Below are 17875 nucleotides of genomic sequence, written 5' to 3' on the forward strand. Positions count from 1 at the left end.
TCGAGGCCTTCATCGCCTACTTCAACCGCACCCTCGCCAAGCCGTTCAAGTGGACCATGACCGGCAAGCCGCTCGCTGCGTGAGCGGCCGTCGAAATGGGGTTCGTTCTTCCGGCGAGGTGTACTAGGGGACTGGTTTCCTGATGATCTGGCTTGATTGGCGCGAAGAAGACCCGGCGCCAGGGCCACCAGTGTGAGAGGCCGAGTCTGCCGCTACAGTTCTCGGACAGGACAGTCGTATCGAGCGTAAGCGGCGCAAACGACTTCATCCTGCCGCCTGCTTCACCGCCGCAAGCCGCCGCAGCCCGTCGAGCTGGCTATAGCGAACGACGTCAATCACCGTGACAACGTCCTCCTGCCGCCTTACGAGCACGCGCAGGTCGGCGCCGACGCGCAGCGAGTAAAGATCGTTCTGATCGCCTTCAAGCCGTTGCAGGCGCGTTTCACCAAGGCGATCCCACGCCATCGGAAGACGCCCAACTGCATGCAGTACCTTTGCCCGCTCCTCCGGGGAGAGTTGGTCGAGGTATGACTCCGCCGTAAAGGTCCATTCCAGCTTCATTGTGCGCTCTTCTCGCTGTACCAACCGGAACCAGCCACTCCAATGCGTCTGCGTCACGCGCTCAAGAGGAAGCCGAACTGCCCAACGTCTGCCTCGGATTGGCGGCGGAAGCTGGTAATACGGTGGCAATGCCCCCGGTCGCGCATTCCTGTCCGGATCGGCCCCCTAACCCCCGACCCTTTCCTCCGAATTCACCCCCAGCTGCTTCAGCTTCCGGTGCAGCGCCGACCGCTCCATGCCCACAAACTGCGCGGTCCGCGAGATATTCCCCCCGAACCGTAGCAACTGCGCATGCAAATACTGCGTCTCGAACAGATCCCGCGCCTCCCGCAGCGGCAGCGACATGATATCCGCCGTCGGGTCGATATTCAGCAGCGCCGGCGCGCGCGAGCCGATCTCCGGCGGCAGCATGTCCGCCCGGATCGGGTCGCCGGCCTGGCCCGGCGCCATGATCAGCAGCCAGTCCATCAGGTTGCGCAACTGCCGCACGTTGCCCGGCCAGTCATACGCCTGCAGCGCCGCCAGCGTATCCGCCGACAGCGCCCGCACCGGAATGCCGGAACTCTCCGCCGAGCGCGCAATGAAGTGCAGCGCCAGCGACGGCACGTCCTCCCGCCGCTCGCGCAGCGCCGGGATCCGCACCGGCACCACCGCCAGCCGGTAGAACAGGTCCTCCCGGAACCGCCCGGCCGCGATCTCCGCCTGCAAATCCCGGTTGGTGGTGGATAGCACGCGCACATCGACCTTGATGCGCGAGGTGCCGCCCAGCCGCTCGAACGTCTGGTCCTGCAGCGCGCGGACGATCTTGCCCTGCGTCTCCAGCGGCATGTCGGAAACCTCGTCCAGCAGCAGCGTGCCGCCGTGCGCCCGTTCCAGCACGCCGGCGCGGCGCGGATGCGCGGCGGGGTCGCTGCCGGCCTCGATGCCGAACAGTTCCTCCTCGAACCGCGCCGGGTTCAGCGTGGCGCAGTTCATCACCACGAACGGCCCGCTGTTGCGGCGGGACCGGGCGTGGATCATCCGCGCCACCACCTCCTTCCCCGAGCCCGCCGGGCCGGAGATCAGCACGCGCGATCCCGTCGGCGCCACCCGCTCGATCTGCGAGCGCAACTGCCCGATCACGCCGGAGTCGCCGATGAGCGTCGCCTCCGGGCCGGCGCGCAGGCGCAGCTCGGCGTTTTCCCGCGCCAGGGCGGCGGCCTCCAGGGCGCGGCGCACCACCAGCAGCAGGCGGTCGGACTGGAACGGCTTCTCGATGAAGTCGTAGGCGCCCTGCTGGATCGCGCCCACGGCCATCTCGATCGTGCCGTGACCGGATATCATCACCACCGGGATGGACGGTTCCTCGGCCTTGTAGGTCTCCAGCACCGCCAGCCCGTCCATCCGGCTGCCCTGCAGCCAGACGTCCAGGATGACCAGCGACGGGCGGCGGGTGCGGAAGGCGTTGATCGCCCCCTCGGCATCGCCGGCGCCGCGCGTCTCGTAGCCCTCGTCCCGCAGGATCCCCTCGATCAGCATGCGGATGTCGGGTTCGTCGTCGATGATCAGGATGTCATGCGCCATGAGGCACCTGTCTTGGCTCGGCATTCGCCGGTTGTTGCTGGGCGGCCATCGGCGATGTCCGCGGGAGAGTCAGGCTGGCGACCGCGCCAGGACCGTCCGGACGATCCCCGAGTGTCAGAGTGCCGCCATGGTCTTCCATGATCTTTTTCACGATTGCCAACCCCAATCCGGTTCCTTTCGGCTTGTGAGTCACATATGGCTCGGTCAGCCGGGCACGATCCTCCTGTGGCAGGCCGACTCCATCGTCGGCCACCGAAATCCTCACCTCGTCGGGCAGTTCCGTCACCGTCAATGCGATATGCCCGGCGCCTTCCCGCATCGCCACCGCATCGGCGGCGTTCTGCAGCAGGTTGGTCAGCGCCTGGCGCAGCATCCGCCGGTCGCACGGGGCGACCGGGCCACGCTCGGGGATTTCGCTGACCCATTCGATGCCCGGCCGCGCGGTCTTCTGCAGCACCAGCGCGTCGCGGGCGATGCGGCCGACATCCTCCTTGCTGATCACCGGGTGCGGCATGCGGGCGAAGGCCGAGAATTCGTCAACCATCCGCCCGATGTCGCCGACATGGCGGATGATGGTGTCGGCGCACTGCGCGAAGGTTTCGCGATCCGACTGGATCTCCTTGGTGAACCGCCGCTTCAGCCGCTCCGCCGACAGCTGTATCGGCGTCAGCGGGTTCTTGATCTCGTGCGCGATGCGGCGGGCGACGTCGGCCCAGGCGGCCTTGCGCTGCGCCGATTGCAGCTCGGTGATGTCGTCGAAGGTGACGACGAACCCGTCGGTGCGGCCGCCCGACAGCTCGGCGCCGATGCGCACCAGCAGGGTGCGGCGGTGGTTCGGCGGGCCGATCTGGATTTCCGCGGTGCGGGCCTTGTCGGGCGCGCCGGTGACTTCGCGGTACAGGTTGGCGAATTCCGGCACGATCTCGCTCAGCGGATGGCCGATGGCGGCCAACAGGTCCAGCCCGAGCAACTCGTCCGCGGCACGGTTCGGCAGTTCGATGCGGCCGTGCGCGTCCAGGCCGATGACGCCGGCCGAGACGCCGGCCAGCACCGTCTCGGTGAAGCGGCGGCGCTCGTCGATCTGGCTGTAGGCGTCCATCAGCTCGGTGCGCTGGGCGGCAAGCTGGCCGGTCATGCGGTTGAAGGCGCGCGACAGGCCGGCAAGCTCGTCGCCGGTGTTGGGTTCCCGCACCCGCACGCCCAGTTCGCCGCTGCGCACGCGCTCGGCGGCGTTGATCAGCATGCCAACGGGGCGGGCGATGGTGTTGGCCATGACCAACCCGATCAGTCCGGCGGCGAGCAGCACCAGCAGGGCAACGATGGCGAAGATCCAGGCGAAGGCGATCTGCAGCCAGGAGCGGTTCTCATCCAGGCGCTTGTATTGCGCCACCGCCTGCTCGGTCCGCTGCATGTAGCCCAGGATCGTCGGGTCGATCGGCCGGCCGATCATCAGGATCAGCGGCGGGATGGATTCCAGGCGGACCACGGCCTTCACCCGCGTGCCATCGCCGCCATTCAGCACCGCGACGTCGCCGCGCATCGCCTGCTGGATGACGGCCTGCGGCGGCGGCTCGACGCCCATGCCGACGAAGATGCCGGCGGCGGCCAGCACCTGGCCGGTGGTCGGCTCGAAGATCACGGCCTCGGTCAGGCCGCGCAGCGTGGTCTGGGTTTCCAGCACTTCCGCGAACACGGTGGGATCCGCGGACAGGAAGCGGCCGGCGCGGGTCAGGTCGTTGGCCATTTCCAGCGCCACCGAGCGGATGTTGTCGCGATGCTCCTCCAGGTAGCCGCGCGAAACCTGCAGCGATTCGTTCAGCGACGTGCGCACCGGGTCGTTGAACCAGGTCTGGATGCCGAAATGGAAGAAGGCGACGGCGAAGCAGCACACCACAATGGTGGGCGCGACGGCGACGCCGCTGAACAGGAACACCAGCCGGACATGCAGGCGCGATCCGGCCGAGCCGCGCCGGCGCTCCACCCAGACCCGGGTCAGCCGCCCGGCCAGCACGGCGCCCAGCATCAGCAGGGTGGACAGGTTGGCCAGCACCAGGCCAACCCCGACCCCCGGCTTCCAGCCCAGCGGCGAGCCGCGGGCGAGGATGATGAAGGTCGCCAGGCCGACCATCAGCGCCAGCGCGGTCAGGGCGAATGTGACGCCCTTGCCAAGCGCGAAATCCCCGAACTGGCCCAGGCGGGAGGATCGCGGTTCCGAAATGATATCCGGCGCGGCCCGCCGCTTCAGTCCGGTCCGCCGCGTCGAGACGGTGATGTCGTCTGCCATCGTGGACCGCTTCCCGTGATTACATCAAGCCGCGCACGACCGGGATCTCCAGATCGCGGATCTTCTTGCGCAGCGTGTTGCGGTTGAGGCCGAGCATCGAGGCCGCCTTGATCTGGTTGCCGCGGGTGGCGGCCAGCGTCAGGCGGATCAGCGGACGTTCGACCTCGGCGATGATCTTGTCATAGACGTCGGTGACGCCCAGGCCGTCGTTGTGGGCGGCGAGGAAGTCCTTGATGTGGCGCTCCACTGCGCTGGACAGCGTCTCCGGCCCGTTGCCGGCGGCAGCGGCGACGCTGGCCTGCCCGGGCGCGGACGCCGGCTCGGACAGTTCCGGCGCGATGGCGTCGGCGGTGATCACCTCGTCCGGGCACAGCGCGGCCAGGCGGCGCATCAGGTTTTCCAGTTCGCGCACGTTGCCCGGCCAGCTGTGCTGGCGCAGGCGGTCGATCGCGCCCTGGTCCAGGCTTTTCGCCGGCAACCCGTCCTCCCGCGCGCGCTCGAGGAAGTGGCGGGCGAGCAGCGGGATGTCCTCGACCCGCTCGCGCAGCGGCGGCAGGCGGATGGGGACGACGTTCAGGCGGTAGAACAGATCCTCGCGGAACTGGCCCTGGCGGATGGCGTTGCGCAGGTCGCGGTGCGTCGCGGCGATGATGCGGACGTTGGCCTTGATCGGCTGGCGGCCGCCGACGCTGGTGAACTCGCCTTCCTGCAGCACGCGCAGCAGGCGGGTCTGCGCCTCGGGCGGCATGTCGCCGATTTCGTCGAGGAACAGGGTGCCGCCGTTGGCCTGTTCGAACCGGCCCTGGCTGCGGTTGGTGGCACCGGTGAAGGCGCCGCGCTCGTGCCCGAACAGTTCGCTCTCGATCAGTTCGCGCGGGATGGCGGCCATGTTGATGGCGACGAACGGGCCGGACCGGCGCTTGCCGTAGTCGTGCAGGGCGCGGGCGACCAGTTCCTTGCCGGTGCCGGATTCGCCGTTGATCATCACCGTCAGGTCCGCCGTCGTCAGGCGGGCGATGGTGCGGTAGATCTCCTGCATCGACGGGCTGCGGCCGATCAGCGGCAGGCGTTCCTCGGAGTCCGCGGCTTCCGGCACGCTGATGATGGGTTCGGTGGGCGCCGCCAGGGCGCGGCCGACGACGGCGAGCAGTTCGCGCAGGTCGAACGGCTTGGGCAGGTACTCGAACGCGCCGCGCTGGGTGGCCTTCACGGCGGTGATCAGCGTCGATTGCGCGCTCATGACCACCACGCGCAGGTCGGGGCGGACCTTCTTGATGCGCGGGATCAGGTCCAGGCCGTTCTCGTCCGGCATCACCACGTCGGTGATCACCAAGTCCCCTTCCCCGTCCTCCACCCAGCGCCAGAGCGTGGCGGCATTGCCGGTGCTGCGCACCTGGTAGCCGGAGCGGCCCAACGCCTGGGTCAGCACCGTCCGGATCGAGCGGTCGTCGTCTGCAATGAGTACCGTCGGCAGGGTCATAGATCGGCGTCTTTCTCGGTGACCACCGGAAGGTGAAGGCGGAATTCCGTGCGGCCGGGGCGGCTGTCGACCTCGATCAGCCCGCCATGGTCGCCGACGATCTTGGCGACCAGCGACAGGCCGAGGCCGTTGCCGGTGGATTTGGAGGTCACGAATGGCTCAAACAGATGCGGCCGGATGTCGTCGGGAATGCCCGGCCCGTTGTCGCGGACCGACAGGAACAGCGGCAGGTCGAGGCGCGTGGTGCTGCCCGGGATGGCGACGCGCATGCCGTGCTGGAAGCCGGTGGACAGCACGATCTCGGGATGCGCCACGCCTTCCTGGGTGACGGCCTCGGCGGCGTTCTTCACCAGGTTCAGCACCACCTGGATCAACTGGTCGCGGTTGGCCCAGACCGGCGGCAGTGAGGGGTCGTAGAATTCCTGGAAGCGGATATGCGCGGCGAAGCCGTTCTGCGCCAGCTTGCGCACGTGCTCCAGCACGCGGTGGATGTTCACCGCCGTGCGGGCGATGGGCTTCTCGCCGAACGCCTCCATGCGGTCCACCAGGCCACGGATGCGGTCGGCCTCGTCGCGGATCAGTTCCGCCAGTTCGCGGTCGGACGGGGCGACGCTGGATTCCAGCAACTGGGCGGCGCCGCGGATGCCGGACAGCGGGTTCTTCACCTCGTGCGCCAGGATCGCCGCCATGCCGGTGACGCTGCGGGCGGCGCCGCGGAACGCCAGTTGCCGGTCGAGCGCGCGGGCGGCCGAGGCGTCCTGCAGGACCAGCAGCACCATGTCCGGCTCCTCGGGCAGCGAGGCGCCCTGCACGGTGATGCCCTTCTTGTGCAGCCGGGGCGAGTCCAGCGTCAGGTCGTGATCGGCGATGGTGGCCTCGCTGTTGCGCACCTGAGCGATCAGCAGGAACACCGGATTGTCCGCCGGCACCAGGTCCTCCAGCCGCAATGACGCCAAGCCGGCGGCGGAGATGCCGAAGAACTGCTCGGCCGCCTGGTTGACGTGGCGGAAGCGGTTTTCCGGATCCAGCAGCACCACCGGGATCGGCAGGGCACTGAGGATCGCGGCGGTGTCGACGGGACGGACGCGGCTGGCGGGGCGCAGCGCGCGGGTAATGACATTGGTCATGCAGCCTCCGCCGTCAGGCTGTCGTCATTGGTCATGGTATCTTTGGAAGGCGTCGCGCGGACGGCGCCGCGGGCGATCAGCGGGTCGTAGAAGGAGTCGATCAGGCGCAGTACGGATGCCACGTCCGGCAGGCGGTTCATGGTGGCGCGGAACTCGGCGGAGCCCGGCAGGCCGCGGGAATACCAGGACAGGTGCTTGCGGGCGAGGCGAACGCCGGGGCCGGTGCCGAACTGGCTGAGCATCAGGGCGTAGTGGTCCAGCAGGATGGATTTCTGCTCGGCCAGCGACGGCTCGGGCAGCTTCGTGCCGGTGCACAGGTAGTGCGCGGCCTGGGCGAGGAACCACGGACGGCCGTAGCAGCCGCGCCCGATCATCACGCCGTCGGCGCCGGAGAGGGAAAGGGCGGTGGCGGCGTCGTCCTCGGTCAGGATGTCGCCGTTGACGATGACGGGGATGTCCACTGCCTCCTTCACTTGGCGGATGAAGGCCCAGTCGGCGGTGCCGGTGTAGAATTGCTGGCGGGTGCGGCCGTGCACGGTGACCATGCGGATGCCGGCCTCCTGCGCAATGCGGGCGAGGCGCGGGGCGTTCAGGCTGGCGTGGTCCCAACCCATGCGCATCTTCAGCGTGACCGGGACCGGGACGGCCTTGACCGTGGCCTCCAGGATGGCAGCGGCGGTGGTTTCATCACGCATCAGGGCGGAGCCGGCGGACTGGCCGACGGCGACTTTCTTGACCGGGCAGCCGAAGTTGATGTCGACCAGGTGGGCGCCCTTGCCGACGGCGACGCGCGCGGCCTCGGCCATGGCGGTAGGGTCGCAACCGGCCAGTTGCACGGCGGAGAGGCCGCCGGCGCTGTCGATCTCGGCCATGTCGAGCGTCTTGCGGTTCTCCCGGATCATGGCCCAGGAGGCGATCATCTCGGACACCACCATGCCGGCGCCGAGTTGCTTGGCGGTGCGGCGGAACGGCAGGTCGGTGACGCCGGACATGGGCGCGAGGATCACAGGTGTCTCAATCTCGACACCATCGCCGAGACTGATGGGGCTCAGACCGATTGATCCGAGGGCAGTAGGTGTGATGTGTGAACGACAGTTGCCCATGATTTGGGCAATCTAGCGACACATCCGCGGGGGCGCAATCCGGGAAACGCAACCGGACTGCAACTTGTGCCCCAGCGCGGTCGTTTCGTTGCGAACGGGGCGGAGGAGTGGCATGGCGCGGGCGGTGTCGCAGCGGGATACGTCCATACAGGCGTATCAGAAAAAGCGCGATTTCACGGCGACATCGGAGCCGGCGGCGGGGCGGCAGGGGCCGGCGTCCGGCGCGCCGCTGTTCGTGGTGCAGAAGCACCAGGCGAAGCGGGCCGGGCTGCACTGGGACTTCCGGCTGGAACACGATGGCGTGCTTTGGAGCTGGGCGGTGCGCAAGGGTCCGTCGCTCGACCCGAAGGACAAGCGAATTGCCGTGCATGTCGAGGATCATCCGCTGGATTATGCCGGCTTCCAGGGCTCGATTCCGGACGGCGGCTATGGCGCCGGGACGGTGGAGACGTGGGATCGCGGGACGTGGCGGCCGCTGGTTGATCCGGACGCGGGGATGCGCGACGGGGAGATCCGGTTCGTGCTGTCGGGGCAGCGGCTGCGCGGGCGGTTCACCCTGGTGCGGATGAAGGCGCGGCGCGCGGGGCAGGACAACTGGCTGCTGATCAAGGGGCACGACGCCGAGGAACGGCCGGGCGCGGACGCGGCGGCACTGGAGGCGGCGGCGGCAGCGCCTCCGGCGGATGCATCACGTTTGCCTGGACGGGCGGCTGCACCACGGTTGCCTGGACGGGCGGATGCAGCCGCCTCGCCGGAGACAGGGCGCGGCAGGATGCCCAAGGCTTCGGCGGCGCAACCGGCCCAGGTCACCGGGGCGCAGCCGGAGGACGGGCCGGCCAAGGCGGCTGCCCCGCGGAAGAGGCGCTCCAGCGTGACCGCCAAGGCCCTGGACGCCGGGACGGAGACGATCGAGGGCGTGGCCCTGACCCATCCCGACCGCGAACTGTGGCCGGGGATCGGCAAGCGGGACCTTGCCGCCTACTGGCAGACGGTGGCGGACCGTGCCCTGCCTGGGCTGGCGCACCGCCCGCTGTCGATCCTGCGCTGCCCGGCGGGGATCGGCGGGGAACACTTCTTCCAAAGACATGGCCACGGCGCCATGTCGCCCGGGGTGCGGACGGGCACCGCCGGCAAGGTGCCGTTCCTGGCGATCGACGGGCTGCAGGGGCTGGTGGCGATGGCGCAGATGGCGGCGATCGAACTGCACGCCTGGGGCGCGGCCGAGGCCGATCCGCTGCATCCGGACCAGTTGGTGTTCGACCTCGATCCCGGCGAGGGGGTGGCGGTGCCGGACATCGTTGCCGCCGCGCTGGATGTGCGGGAGCGGCTGGAGGCGGCCGGGCTGGCCTCGTTCTGCCGCACCAGCGGCGGCAAGGGGCTGCACGTGGTGGTGCCGCTGGTGCCGGGGCCGGCGTGGACCCCGGTGCGGGCGTGGTGCAAGGCGTTCGCGGAGGCGCTGAGCGAGGCCAGCCCGGACAAATACCTCGCCCACGTGAAGATCGCCGATCGGCGCGGGCGGGTGTTGATCGACTGGCTGCGGAACGGGCTGGGGGCGTCGGCGGTGGCGTCATACTGCCCGCGGGCGCGGCTGGGGGCGGGCGTGGCGACGCCGCTGGCGTGGGCGGAGGTGGCGGCGGCGTTGGACCTGGGGGCGTTCACGCTGCGGACGGTGCCGGGGCGGTTGGCGGGGTTGAAAGCCGATCCGTGGGAGGGGTTCGACGCGGCGCGGCGGCCGTTGCCGGCGGCGAAGAAGGCGGCTGCGTCATCGGCCGGGAAGGCGCGGCGCGTGACGGCGGCGGCGCCGAAGCCGCGACGGCGGCCGTAGCGGGAAGATCCGGATTGCGTCAGGCTCCAGATCGAAAAGGCCTTGAACCCGCCAATAAGTCTTCGTTGATCACGGTGGACAGAGCCTTGTTCTTGTCCCACGTCGATGGACATGACGAATGCCTCCCGCGCGGCGGGTTGAACGAGTTCTGGAGGGCGTTCGCCGGAATGCGGTTGTTGGTCAGGGACGTTCGGTCACACGCAGGCGGGATTTCGTCGTCTGGAGTTACGTGACCGCAGGCAGGGAAGTAGCCCCAGCGTCGGCCGCACAATTCAGGCAGCGATCACTTCCTCACCCCCAGCCCGCGCATGAACTGGTCCCGGATCCGCGCCGGGTCGCGTTCCGTCGTATCCGCCGGCTTCCCCGCATCGATCCGGCAGCCAATCAGCCACGGCCCGTCCTCCTGCAGCGCCAGCCCGGCCAGTTCCGTGAACGACGCCTCATCCGCCGCCCACGCGCTCTGCGCCAGGCCCGAGGCGCGGGCGATGCCGACGATATCCGTCCCCTGCCCCGCTGCCGTCGCCTGCCCGCCGGTGATCTGGTAGGCGCCGTTGTCCATGATCACGATGCACAGGTTTGTCTGCCGCCGCGCCGCCACGGTGGACAGACAGCCAAGCTGCATCAGGATCGATCCGTCCCCCTCCAGCGCGAACACCTTTCGACGTGGCTGCGCGATTGCCACGCCCAGCGCAATCGGCACCGCCAGCCCCATGCTGCCCAGCATGTAGAAATTCGGCTGCCGTCGCCCCTGCCGCCCGGCCGAGGCGGCCCAGAGGTCGAAATTCGTATAGCCGATACCGCCGATGACCGCCTCGTCCTGGTGCAGCAGGCCGACAAGGCGGAGGGTGATGTCGTAGCGGTTCATCACCTTGGCCTGGTCCCGGGTGGCCGGATGGTTCGCCAATACTGCCATGTCCCGCCCCGTTATTTCGAAAATACCTTGCCGCCGGTCAGCAGCGGCGACAGGATGAAGCACACCGGCGCCATCGTGGCGTAGGCCTGCACCAGGCTGCGGTCGAGGATGAAGTCCGTCTCGTCCAGCCGCGTCATCGTGTGGTGCTCGATCGCCAGCGCGTCCAGCACCGGGCGCATAGTCTTTGCCACCAACGACTGGCCGATGTTGAATTCGCCGAGCGTGCCGCGCTCCGACACCATCATCGCCACCGGGACCCGGAACGGCAGCGCCAGCGAGGCAATCACGTTCGACAGGGTGGCGAAGCCGGAGGTCTGCATCAGCACGATCCCGCGCGTGCCGCCCATCCAGGCGCCGGTAACGATGCCAAGCGCCTCTTCTTCGCGTGTGCAGGCGAAAGCGGTGAAGAACGCGTCGGCTTCGACGCCCTCGATCAGGGGACGTAGCACGTTGTCCGGCACGTAGGTGACCAGGCGCACGTCATGGCGTTTCAGCACGTCGCGCACGATGCCGTGCCAGGTCTCGGCCATCGCGACCTCCCTGTCGTTCCAACCCGTCCCCGGCTTCGCACGCCTTGCGCGATCCGGCAACCGTCCGTAGGACTCCCCGGCGGAGGAAGCGGATGCCGATCAGGGACAAGACCTATGACGTGCTGGTCGCGGGCGGCGGCAATGCGGCCCTGTGCGCCGCCATCACCGCGCGGCAGGCCGGCGCCTCGGTCATCCTGGTGGAAAGCGCGCCGAAAGCGTTCCGCGGCGGCAACAGCCGCCACACGCGCAACCTGCGCGCCATGCACGACAAGCCGAACGCCGTCCTGACAGATGCCTATACGGAGGATGAATACTGGGACGACCTGCTGCGCGTCACCGGCGGCAACACGGATGAATCGCTGGCTCGCATGACCATCCGCGCCTCGTCCGGCCTGTTCGGCTGGATGCGGGCCAACGGCGTGCGTTTCCAGCCGTCGCTGACCGGCACGCTGAACCTCGGCCGCACCAACGCTTTCTTCCTCGGCGGCGGCAAGGCGCTGGTGAACGCCTACTACCTGACGGCGGCACGGCTGGGCGTAGAGATTCTGTACGACTCAGAAGTGATCTCGCTGAACATGGACAACGGTGCGGTGCGTTCGATCGACATCACCTGGCGCGGCTTCCCCGAGACGCTGCACGCCCGGTGCGTCGTGGCCTCCGCCGGCGGCTTCCAGGCCAACCTCGACTGGATGCGGCAGTACTGGGGCGACGCCGTGGACAACTTCGTCATCCGCGGCACGCCGTACAACCGCGGCGGCGTGCTGAGGAACATGCTCGGCCAGGGCGTCGCCGCCATCGGCGATCCCACCCAGTGCCATGCCGTGGCGCTGGATGCGCGCGCGCCGAAATTCGACGGCGGCATCACCACAAGGCTCGACAGCGTGCCGTTCAGCGTCGTGGTCAACCGCAACGGCGACCGGTTCTACGACGAAGGCGAGGACGTCTGGCCGAAGCGCTACGCCATCTGGGGCCGCCTGATCGCGCAGCAGCCGGAGCAGATCGCCTATTCGATCTGCGACGCCAGGGCGTTTCCGCTGTTCATGCCTTCGGTGTTTCCGGCGATCGTGGCGGACACGCTGGAGGAACTGGCGATGAAGCTGAAGCTGGACCCGGCGAAACTGCGCGACACCATCGACGCCTTCAACAAGGCGGTGAAGCCCGGCCAGGTGTTCGACGGTTCGAAGCTGGACGGCAACGCCACCGAGGGCCTGGCCCCGAACAAGACCAACTGGGCGCGCGCGGTGGACAAGCCGCCGTTCTACGGCTACCCGCTGCGTCCCGGCATCACTTTCACCTATCTCGGCGTCCGGGTGAACGACAAGGCGCAGGTGCTGATGGACAACGGCAAACCCACCGGCAACCTGTTCGCCTCGGGAGAGATCATGGCAGGCAACATCCTCGGCAAGGGCTACCTCGCCGGGTTCGGCATGACCATCGGCACCGTGTTCGGCCGCATCGCCGGCCAGGAGGCAGCGCGCCGTGCGCGAAACTGACGCCGTCATCAACGCCCGCCGCGAAATCGAGGTCTGCAACGCCTGCCGCTACTGCGAGGGCTTCTGCGCCGTGTTCCCGGCGATCGAGCAGCGCCGCGACTTCACCGCCGGCGACATCAGCTACCTGGCGAATCTCTGCCACAACTGCCGCGGCTGCTACTACGCCTGCCAATACGCGCCGCCGCACCAATGGGGCATCAACATCCCCGCCACCCTGGCCGAGGTGCGCAATGAAAGCTACGCCGAATACGCCTGGCCGCGGCCGCTGGCCCGGACGTTCCAGCGCAACGGCACGCTGCTGTCGCTGGCCGCCGCGCTGTGCCTGGCGCTGGTGCTGTTCCTGGGCATCCGGTTGAACAGCGCGACGAATTTCTTCGGCGCCCATGGCACACAGCCGGAGTCGTTCTACACGATCATTCCACTGCCGGTGCTGCAGGCCGTCGGCATCGCCTCGTTCGGCTTCTCGCTGCTGGCGCTGGCGATGGGCGCGCGCAGTTTCTGGCGCGATGCCGGGCCACGAGACAAGGTGACGCCGTCCGCGCTCGGCATCGCGCTGTGGGACGTGCTGACGCTGAAGAACCTGGGCGGCGGCGGTAATGGCTGCAACGACAATTCCGAGGCGTTCTCGATGCGCCGGCGGTACCTGCACCACGCCATGTTCTACGGCTTCCTGCTGTGCTTCGCCGCGACCTGCACCGGGTTCGTCTACCACAGCTTCCTGGGCTGGCCGGCGCCGTACCCGTTCCTCAGCCTGCCCGTGCTGCTCGGCACCGTCGGCGGCATCGGGCTGATCGCCGGCAGCGTCGGCATGGTGGCGATGCGCTTCGCCGACGACCCGGTACCGAACGTCGCACGCCTGCGCGGCGGCGACGTGGCGCTGTTGCTGCTGCTGGCGCTGATCGCCGTCACCGGCCTCGTGCTGCTGGCGGTGCGCGCCACCGGCGCCATGGGCCTGGCGATGTCGATCCATCTGGGCTTCATCCTGGCGTTCTTCCTGATGCTGCCCTACTCCAAGATGGTGCACGGGGTGTACCGCACCGCCGCGCTGCTGCGGCGGGCCGTGGAGCGTACGATGAAACCGCTGGGCGGCGAGTGATCAGCCCGCCCAGGTGGTGACGTGCTCGCCCGCCTGCGGCCGCGGGGCGGGCGACGAGCCGCCGGCGTTGGTGCCGAGATACAGGAAGCCGAGAATCGCATCGTCCGCCGACAGCCCCAGCGCGGTCTTCACCGCCGGGTCATAGGCGGCCGCGCCGGTCTTCCACATCGCGCCGTAGCCCAGCGCCGGCGCCGCCAGCATGATGGTCTGGGCGGCGGCGGCGGTCGAGGCGATCTGCTCGACCTCGGGGATCCGGTGCCCTTTCTGCACCCTGGCCGCGACCACGACGATCGTCGGCGCGCGCAACGCCTTGTCGCGCTCCCGCTGCAGTTCCGGCTCGGAGACGTCCGGCTTCTGCCGCCGCAGCGAGTCCGCCAGCACCTGCCCGAACGCGGCACGCTGGTCGGTGCCGATGACGACGAACTGCCAGGGCCGCAGCCGCCCGTGGTCCGGCGCCCGCACGGCGCTGGCGAGGATCCGTTGCAAATCGGCTTCCGAGGGGCCGGGCGGCGCCAGCTTCAGGGCAGACTCACGGCTCAACATCAGGTCCAGGGCATCCATGATCGATCTCCTCGACAGCAGGATAGGCACCGCGCGGGCTTTCGTCACGCGGTGCCTACCTGCCGTGCTATCACCCTGACAGGCAAGGGCCGGCTCACGCACAGAAGTCCGTGAGCCGACCCGTCCCGCCTACTTCGGCTTGCGAATGATCTTGATTTTTATCACCAGGATCACCACTATCCGTCGCAGGTGGTTTCGATGTGTCCTCATCGTGTCCTCCTGTCAGGTACGCCGGTCGGACCCATTCCGACCGGCGTTCTTGTTTTCGCAGGGAAAGGTAAAGAAAGTGTAACCGGCGTCGCGGCCCGGCGACTCGGCTGCACACGCCGCTGGTCAACTTCCTCGCCGACGGGCCGCATGCCGCCTTGAGCAACAGCGGCCGCAATGCGCACTATGGTCCATGCCCTCCGCCCAGCCGACCGACAGCCGCACCGTCAGCCGCGTGATGTGGTTCTTCGCCATCGTGTACGCGGTGGAAGGCATCGGCCAAGCCAAGTCCGGGATCATGTGGCAGCCGCTGGTCTATTTCCTGAAGCAGACCCGCGGCTGGGATACGGTGACGATCAGCGTCTCGCTGGCCGTGCTGGACCTGCCCTGGATCATCAAGCCGCTGTGGGGCGCCATATCGGATTTCGTGCCGCTGTTCGGCTATCGCCGGCGGCCGTACCTGGTCATCGCCAACCTCGCCGGCGTGCTCGCCTTCGCCTGGGTCGCCACGCTGAGCGACACGGCCACACTGGTCCCGGCACTGACTGTCACCGCCGTCGCCATGGCAATCTCCAGCACGCTGTGCGGCGCGCTGCTGGTGGAGACCGGACAGAAGCACAACGCCTCGGCCCGCTTCGTCAACCAGCAATGGCTGTGGTTCAACATCGCCCAGATGCTGGCGACGCTGCTGGCCGGCCACCTGATCGAGATCCTCTCGCCCATCGGCGCCCTGCATGCCGCCGCGTGGATCGCCGCCGTGGCGCCGCTGTCGATCATCGCCGGGCTTTGGCTGGTGCATGAACCGCGCACAGGCATCGACCTCCCGGCGCTGCGGCAGCGGCTTGCCGCGCTGCTGTCGGCGTTCCGCAACCGCAATCTGTGGTTCGTCGCCGGTTTCCTGTTCCTTTACTACTTCAGCCCCGGCTTCGGCACGCCGCTGTACTTCCAGATGAGCGATCGGCTGGGGTTCTCCCAAGGCTTCATCGGCGTGCTGGGGTCGATCAGCGCCGGCGGCTGGATCCTGGGCGGCCTGCTGTACAAGTGGCGCCTGCACCGGCTCGACGGCCCGGCCCTGCTGCGCCTGAGCATCCTGGGCGGAGTGGTTACCACCCTGTCCTACCTGCTGCTGTTCAACGCCGCCTCGGCCGTGGCGATCTGGCTATTGAGCGGCGTCGCCGGCATGATCGCGATGATCGCGACCCTGGCGCTGGCGGCGGATTCCTGTCCCGAAGGCGCGGAAGGCTTCGCCTTCGCCGGGATGATGTCGATCATCAACCTGGCCAATCCGCTGTCGGACACGCTGGGCTCGGCGCTGTACCAGCACGTGTTCCACCAGCAACTGGCCCCGCTGATCGTTATTTCCGCTGCGGCGACGGGGCTGGTGTTCTTCCTGATCCCGCTGCTGGCCTACAGGCACCGATCGCCCGCGCTGACGAGCGAGCCGGCGCGTTGACCGTGCGCTGGCCCGCAGCATGAACAGAAAAGAGCGTTCGTCCGATTGCCATGGCGCGGCTTGTCCTGGCCACCTCAAGCGCTGGTGGCATCGGCCCGGCAAATCGCAGCAGATGCGCTGGTCGCGACGAGGAGCCGACGTTCTGCTCCAGGTCCGCTGCGCCGTCTACATCGGCACGTTCTGTTCCGGCTTCGAATAGATATTTCACCGTGTCAACGATCCGCCTCCGCAAGCAGCGGGTGCGGCCTGACGTCAGGTTCTCATCCGCAGAACGATCTTGCCGCGCGGATGCGGGTGCAGGCCGTCCAGCATTTCATGGGCGATTCGAGCGGCTGCAAGAGGCAAGACGGCACCGACCATGGTTTTCAGCCTGCCTTGTTCCAGCATGACGGCAATCCGGGTCAGGCGTTCGTCCGTGACGTCAACCAGAAAGAAGGCGGCTCTGACACCGTGCTGCGCGGCGCGCGCCTGATCGGGCGGGGCGACGGTCGAAATCAGGCTGCCGCCCCGTCGCAACACGGTGAAGGATCGTGTCTGGGTTTCCCCGCCGACGAGATCGATGACGGCATCGACGCCGGAGGCCTCGTCCTCGAACCGCGCGGCGCGATAGTCGATGGCGGTCTGCGCGCCGAGGCTGCGGACGTCGTCGATGTCCTCGGCACTCGCCGTCGCGATCACGTTCAGGCCGGCGTCGTGGGCCAACTGCACGGCGAAGCCACCGACATTGCCCGCCGCGCCATGGATCAGCACCGTCTGGCCTCGGGTCAGTCCGGCCTGCTCGAACAGGGCCTGCCAGGCCGTAACGGCCACAACAGGAACCGAGGCGGCGTCGATGTCATCGAGACCGGGTGGCTTCTTCACGACCATGGTGGCCTTGGCGACGGCATATTCGGCGTACGCGCCGGTGAAGTGAGGGTTGGTGACGCCAAAGAGGGAGTCACCCGGTTGGAACCTGGTCACGTCGGGGCCGATCGCCGCGACGACGCCGGACAGATCGGAGCCGAGCGTCAAAGGCAAAGGCTGCGGCAGGGCACTCTTGCCGGCGCGGACCAAGGCGTCCCACGGGCCGACGCCCGCGGCATGGACGCGCACCAGGACCTCGCCGGTGTCGGGGGTCGGCCGGTCGATATCGTCCACGCTCAGGACCTCTGGCGCGCCGTAGTGGTGAACGCGCACCGCCCTGATGCGGGCGGGCAGGTTTGTCGCTATGTTCGCGTGGGACATTTTCGTGCTTTCCCAATGCATGCCGTTCGGTGGGCGACGCCGGCTGACAGGTGGCCGGGTTTGTGCAGCGGAAGGGCGGCGATCAACGCCGCACCCGGCAGGTGGAGCGTGTCGCCGAAAGCCTTGACGGTCGCCTACTCGCGAATCCTCAGGCCAATCGCGACGATGACACGGTGCGCCGCTTCGGCCTGATCACAGATGCCACGGGTCAGGAAATGGCTTGTCAGATTCGCGATATGGCACGCTATGGGCTCGTCGGGGAATAACCGCGTCATTGGGTGCAGGGCACCGGCCCCTCCGCGTCGTGCAGCCGGCCTCTCCATGAGTGCGCCACATGGGCCGCGGCTGTTCCCTGACGAGCCCCTATGCGCGTTTCAACGGGCATAGGGGCGTAACGGCGCCGGTAGGGGCGGCTGGGCATAAGTCACGGGCTCTGGAGAACGCCCATCGTTCCA

Annotated in this window: 15 protein-coding genes; 5 read left to right on the top strand and 10 right to left on the bottom strand. The window is 68.3% G+C overall.

The genetic code is table 11. The features are described from left to right. Nucleotides 1-264: 264 nt before the first annotated feature. From CCS01_RS06150 to dusB, 6 genes are all read right to left on the bottom strand, one after another. Nucleotides 265-561: a type II toxin-antitoxin system RelE family toxin gene (locus tag CCS01_RS06150; protein WP_146101584.1), complete on the bottom strand. Its 297-nt coding sequence runs from the start codon at nucleotides 559-561 to the stop codon at nucleotides 265-267. 165 nt (nucleotides 562-726) lie between these two features. Further along, nucleotides 727-2124 (bottom strand): nitrogen assimilation response regulator NtrX, encoded by a 1398-nt coding sequence (ntrX, locus tag CCS01_RS06155; protein WP_104517950.1) that lies wholly within the window; start codon nucleotides 2122-2124, stop codon nucleotides 727-729. After that, on the bottom strand, nucleotides 2114-4408 hold the full coding sequence (locus tag CCS01_RS06160; protein WP_104517951.1) for a sensor histidine kinase NtrY-like: 2295 nt from the start codon (nucleotides 4406-4408) through the stop codon (nucleotides 2114-2116). The genes ntrX and CCS01_RS06160 overlap by 11 nt, the downstream gene beginning before the upstream one ends. 19 nt (nucleotides 4409-4427) lie before the next feature. Further along, nucleotides 4428-5888, bottom strand: coding sequence for a nitrogen regulation protein NR(I) (gene ntrC / locus CCS01_RS06165; protein ID WP_104517952.1), 1461 nt, complete (start codon nucleotides 5886-5888; stop codon nucleotides 4428-4430). Next, nucleotides 5885-7015: a two-component system sensor histidine kinase NtrB gene (locus tag CCS01_RS06170; RefSeq protein WP_104517953.1), complete on the bottom strand. Its 1131-nt coding sequence runs from the start codon at nucleotides 7013-7015 to the stop codon at nucleotides 5885-5887. Before CCS01_RS06170 ends, ntrC begins: the two co-directional genes overlap by 4 nt. After that, a complete protein-coding gene (gene dusB, locus CCS01_RS06175; protein ID WP_104517954.1) occupies nucleotides 7012-8118 on the bottom strand; it encodes a tRNA dihydrouridine synthase DusB in 1107 nt (368 codons plus the stop codon). The genes CCS01_RS06170 and dusB overlap by 4 nt, the downstream gene beginning before the upstream one ends. 112 nt (nucleotides 8119-8230) lie before the next feature. On the opposite strand from dusB, the gene ligD reads away from it, so the two are divergent. Next, entirely contained in the window at nucleotides 8231-9943 is a 1713-nt protein-coding gene (gene ligD, locus CCS01_RS06180) for a non-homologous end-joining DNA ligase (protein ID WP_104517955.1), read from the top strand. A 283-nt stretch (nucleotides 9944-10226) separates the two neighbouring features. On the opposite strand, the gene CCS01_RS06185 is transcribed toward ligD, so the two are convergent. Both CCS01_RS06185 and CCS01_RS06190 read right to left on the bottom strand, forming a co-directional pair. Next, a complete protein-coding gene (locus CCS01_RS06185) occupies nucleotides 10227-10856 on the bottom strand; it encodes a thiamine pyrophosphate-dependent enzyme (RefSeq protein WP_104517956.1) in 630 nt (209 codons plus the stop codon). 11 nt (nucleotides 10857-10867) lie between these two features. Beyond that, nucleotides 10868-11386, bottom strand: coding sequence for a decarboxylase (locus tag CCS01_RS06190; RefSeq protein ID WP_104517957.1), 519 nt, complete (start codon nucleotides 11384-11386; stop codon nucleotides 10868-10870). A 92-nt stretch (nucleotides 11387-11478) separates the two neighbouring features. Here CCS01_RS06190 and tcuA point away from each other — a divergent pair, with 92 nt between their 5' ends. After that, entirely contained in the window at nucleotides 11479-12879 is a 1401-nt protein-coding gene (tcuA, locus tag CCS01_RS06195; protein ID WP_104517958.1) for an FAD-dependent tricarballylate dehydrogenase TcuA, read from the top strand. Beyond that, nucleotides 12866-13975: a tricarballylate utilization 4Fe-4S protein TcuB gene (gene tcuB / locus CCS01_RS06200; RefSeq protein ID WP_104517959.1), complete on the top strand. Its 1110-nt coding sequence runs from the start codon at nucleotides 12866-12868 to the stop codon at nucleotides 13973-13975. Before tcuA ends, tcuB begins: the two co-directional genes overlap by 14 nt. Here tcuB and CCS01_RS06205 read toward each other — a convergent pair whose 3' ends face one another. Further along, entirely contained in the window at nucleotides 13976-14536 is a 561-nt protein-coding gene (locus tag CCS01_RS06205) for a nitroreductase family protein (protein ID WP_104517960.1), read from the bottom strand. Between the two features lie 400 nt (nucleotides 14537-14936). Between CCS01_RS06205 and CCS01_RS06210 the strand changes: the two genes are divergently transcribed. Then, the gene (locus tag CCS01_RS06210) at nucleotides 14937-16196 is read left to right on the top strand and encodes an MFS transporter (protein ID WP_104517961.1); all 1260 of its coding nucleotides are present in this window, start codon (nucleotides 14937-14939) and stop codon (nucleotides 16194-16196) included. Nucleotides 16197-16448: 252 nt separating this feature from the next. Here the strand turns inward: CCS01_RS06210 and CCS01_RS06215 are convergent, their stop codons facing one another. Further along, on the bottom strand, nucleotides 16449-17420 hold the full coding sequence (locus CCS01_RS06215) for an NADP-dependent oxidoreductase (RefSeq protein ID WP_193540111.1): 972 nt from the start codon (nucleotides 17418-17420) through the stop codon (nucleotides 16449-16451). Between the two features lie 50 nt (nucleotides 17421-17470). On the opposite strand from CCS01_RS06215, the gene CCS01_RS06220 reads away from it, so the two are divergent. Beyond that, nucleotides 17471-17686 (top strand): hypothetical protein, encoded by a 216-nt coding sequence (locus CCS01_RS06220; RefSeq protein WP_104517962.1) that lies wholly within the window; start codon nucleotides 17471-17473, stop codon nucleotides 17684-17686. The last annotated feature ends 189 nt before the right edge of the window (nucleotides 17687-17875 follow it).

It is taken from the genome of Rhodopila globiformis (assembly GCF_002937115.1).
Taxonomy (GTDB): domain Bacteria; phylum Pseudomonadota; class Alphaproteobacteria; order Acetobacterales; family Acetobacteraceae; genus Rhodopila; species Rhodopila globiformis.

What these genes read in the sequence shown, in the direction of transcription:
- CCS01_RS06150 (WP_146101584.1), bottom strand. Translation starts at nt 561, where the DNA reads ATGAAGCTGGAATGGACCTTTACGGCGGAGTCATACCTCGACCAACTC.
- ntrX (WP_104517950.1), bottom strand. Translation starts at nt 2,124, where the DNA reads ATGGCGCATGACATCCTGATCATCGACGACGAACCCGACATCCGCATG.
- CCS01_RS06160 (WP_104517951.1), bottom strand. Translation starts at nt 4,408, where the DNA reads ATGGCAGACGACATCACCGTCTCGACGCGGCGGACCGGACTGAAGCGG.
- ntrC (WP_104517952.1), bottom strand. Translation starts at nt 5,888, where the DNA reads ATGACCCTGCCGACGGTACTCATTGCAGACGACGACCGCTCGATCCGG.
- CCS01_RS06170 (WP_104517953.1), bottom strand. Translation starts at nt 7,015, where the DNA reads ATGACCAATGTCATTACCCGCGCGCTGCGCCCCGCCAGCCGCGTCCGT.
- dusB (WP_104517954.1), bottom strand. Translation starts at nt 8,118, where the DNA reads ATGGGCAACTGTCGTTCACACATCACACCTACTGCCCTCGGATCAATC.
- ligD (WP_104517955.1), top strand. Translation starts at nt 8,231, where the DNA reads ATGGCGCGGGCGGTGTCGCAGCGGGATACGTCCATACAGGCGTATCAG.
- CCS01_RS06185 (WP_104517956.1), bottom strand. Translation starts at nt 10,856, where the DNA reads ATGGCAGTATTGGCGAACCATCCGGCCACCCGGGACCAGGCCAAGGTG.
- CCS01_RS06190 (WP_104517957.1), bottom strand. Translation starts at nt 11,386, where the DNA reads ATGGCCGAGACCTGGCACGGCATCGTGCGCGACGTGCTGAAACGCCAT.
- tcuA (WP_104517958.1), top strand. Translation starts at nt 11,479, where the DNA reads ATGCCGATCAGGGACAAGACCTATGACGTGCTGGTCGCGGGCGGCGGC.
- CCS01_RS06205 (WP_104517960.1), bottom strand. Translation starts at nt 14,536, where the DNA reads ATGGATGCCCTGGACCTGATGTTGAGCCGTGAGTCTGCCCTGAAGCTG.
- CCS01_RS06210 (WP_104517961.1), top strand. Translation starts at nt 14,937, where the DNA reads ATGCCCTCCGCCCAGCCGACCGACAGCCGCACCGTCAGCCGCGTGATG.
- CCS01_RS06215 (WP_193540111.1), bottom strand. Translation starts at nt 17,420, where the DNA reads ATGTCCCACGCGAACATAGCGACAAACCTGCCCGCCCGCATCAGGGCG.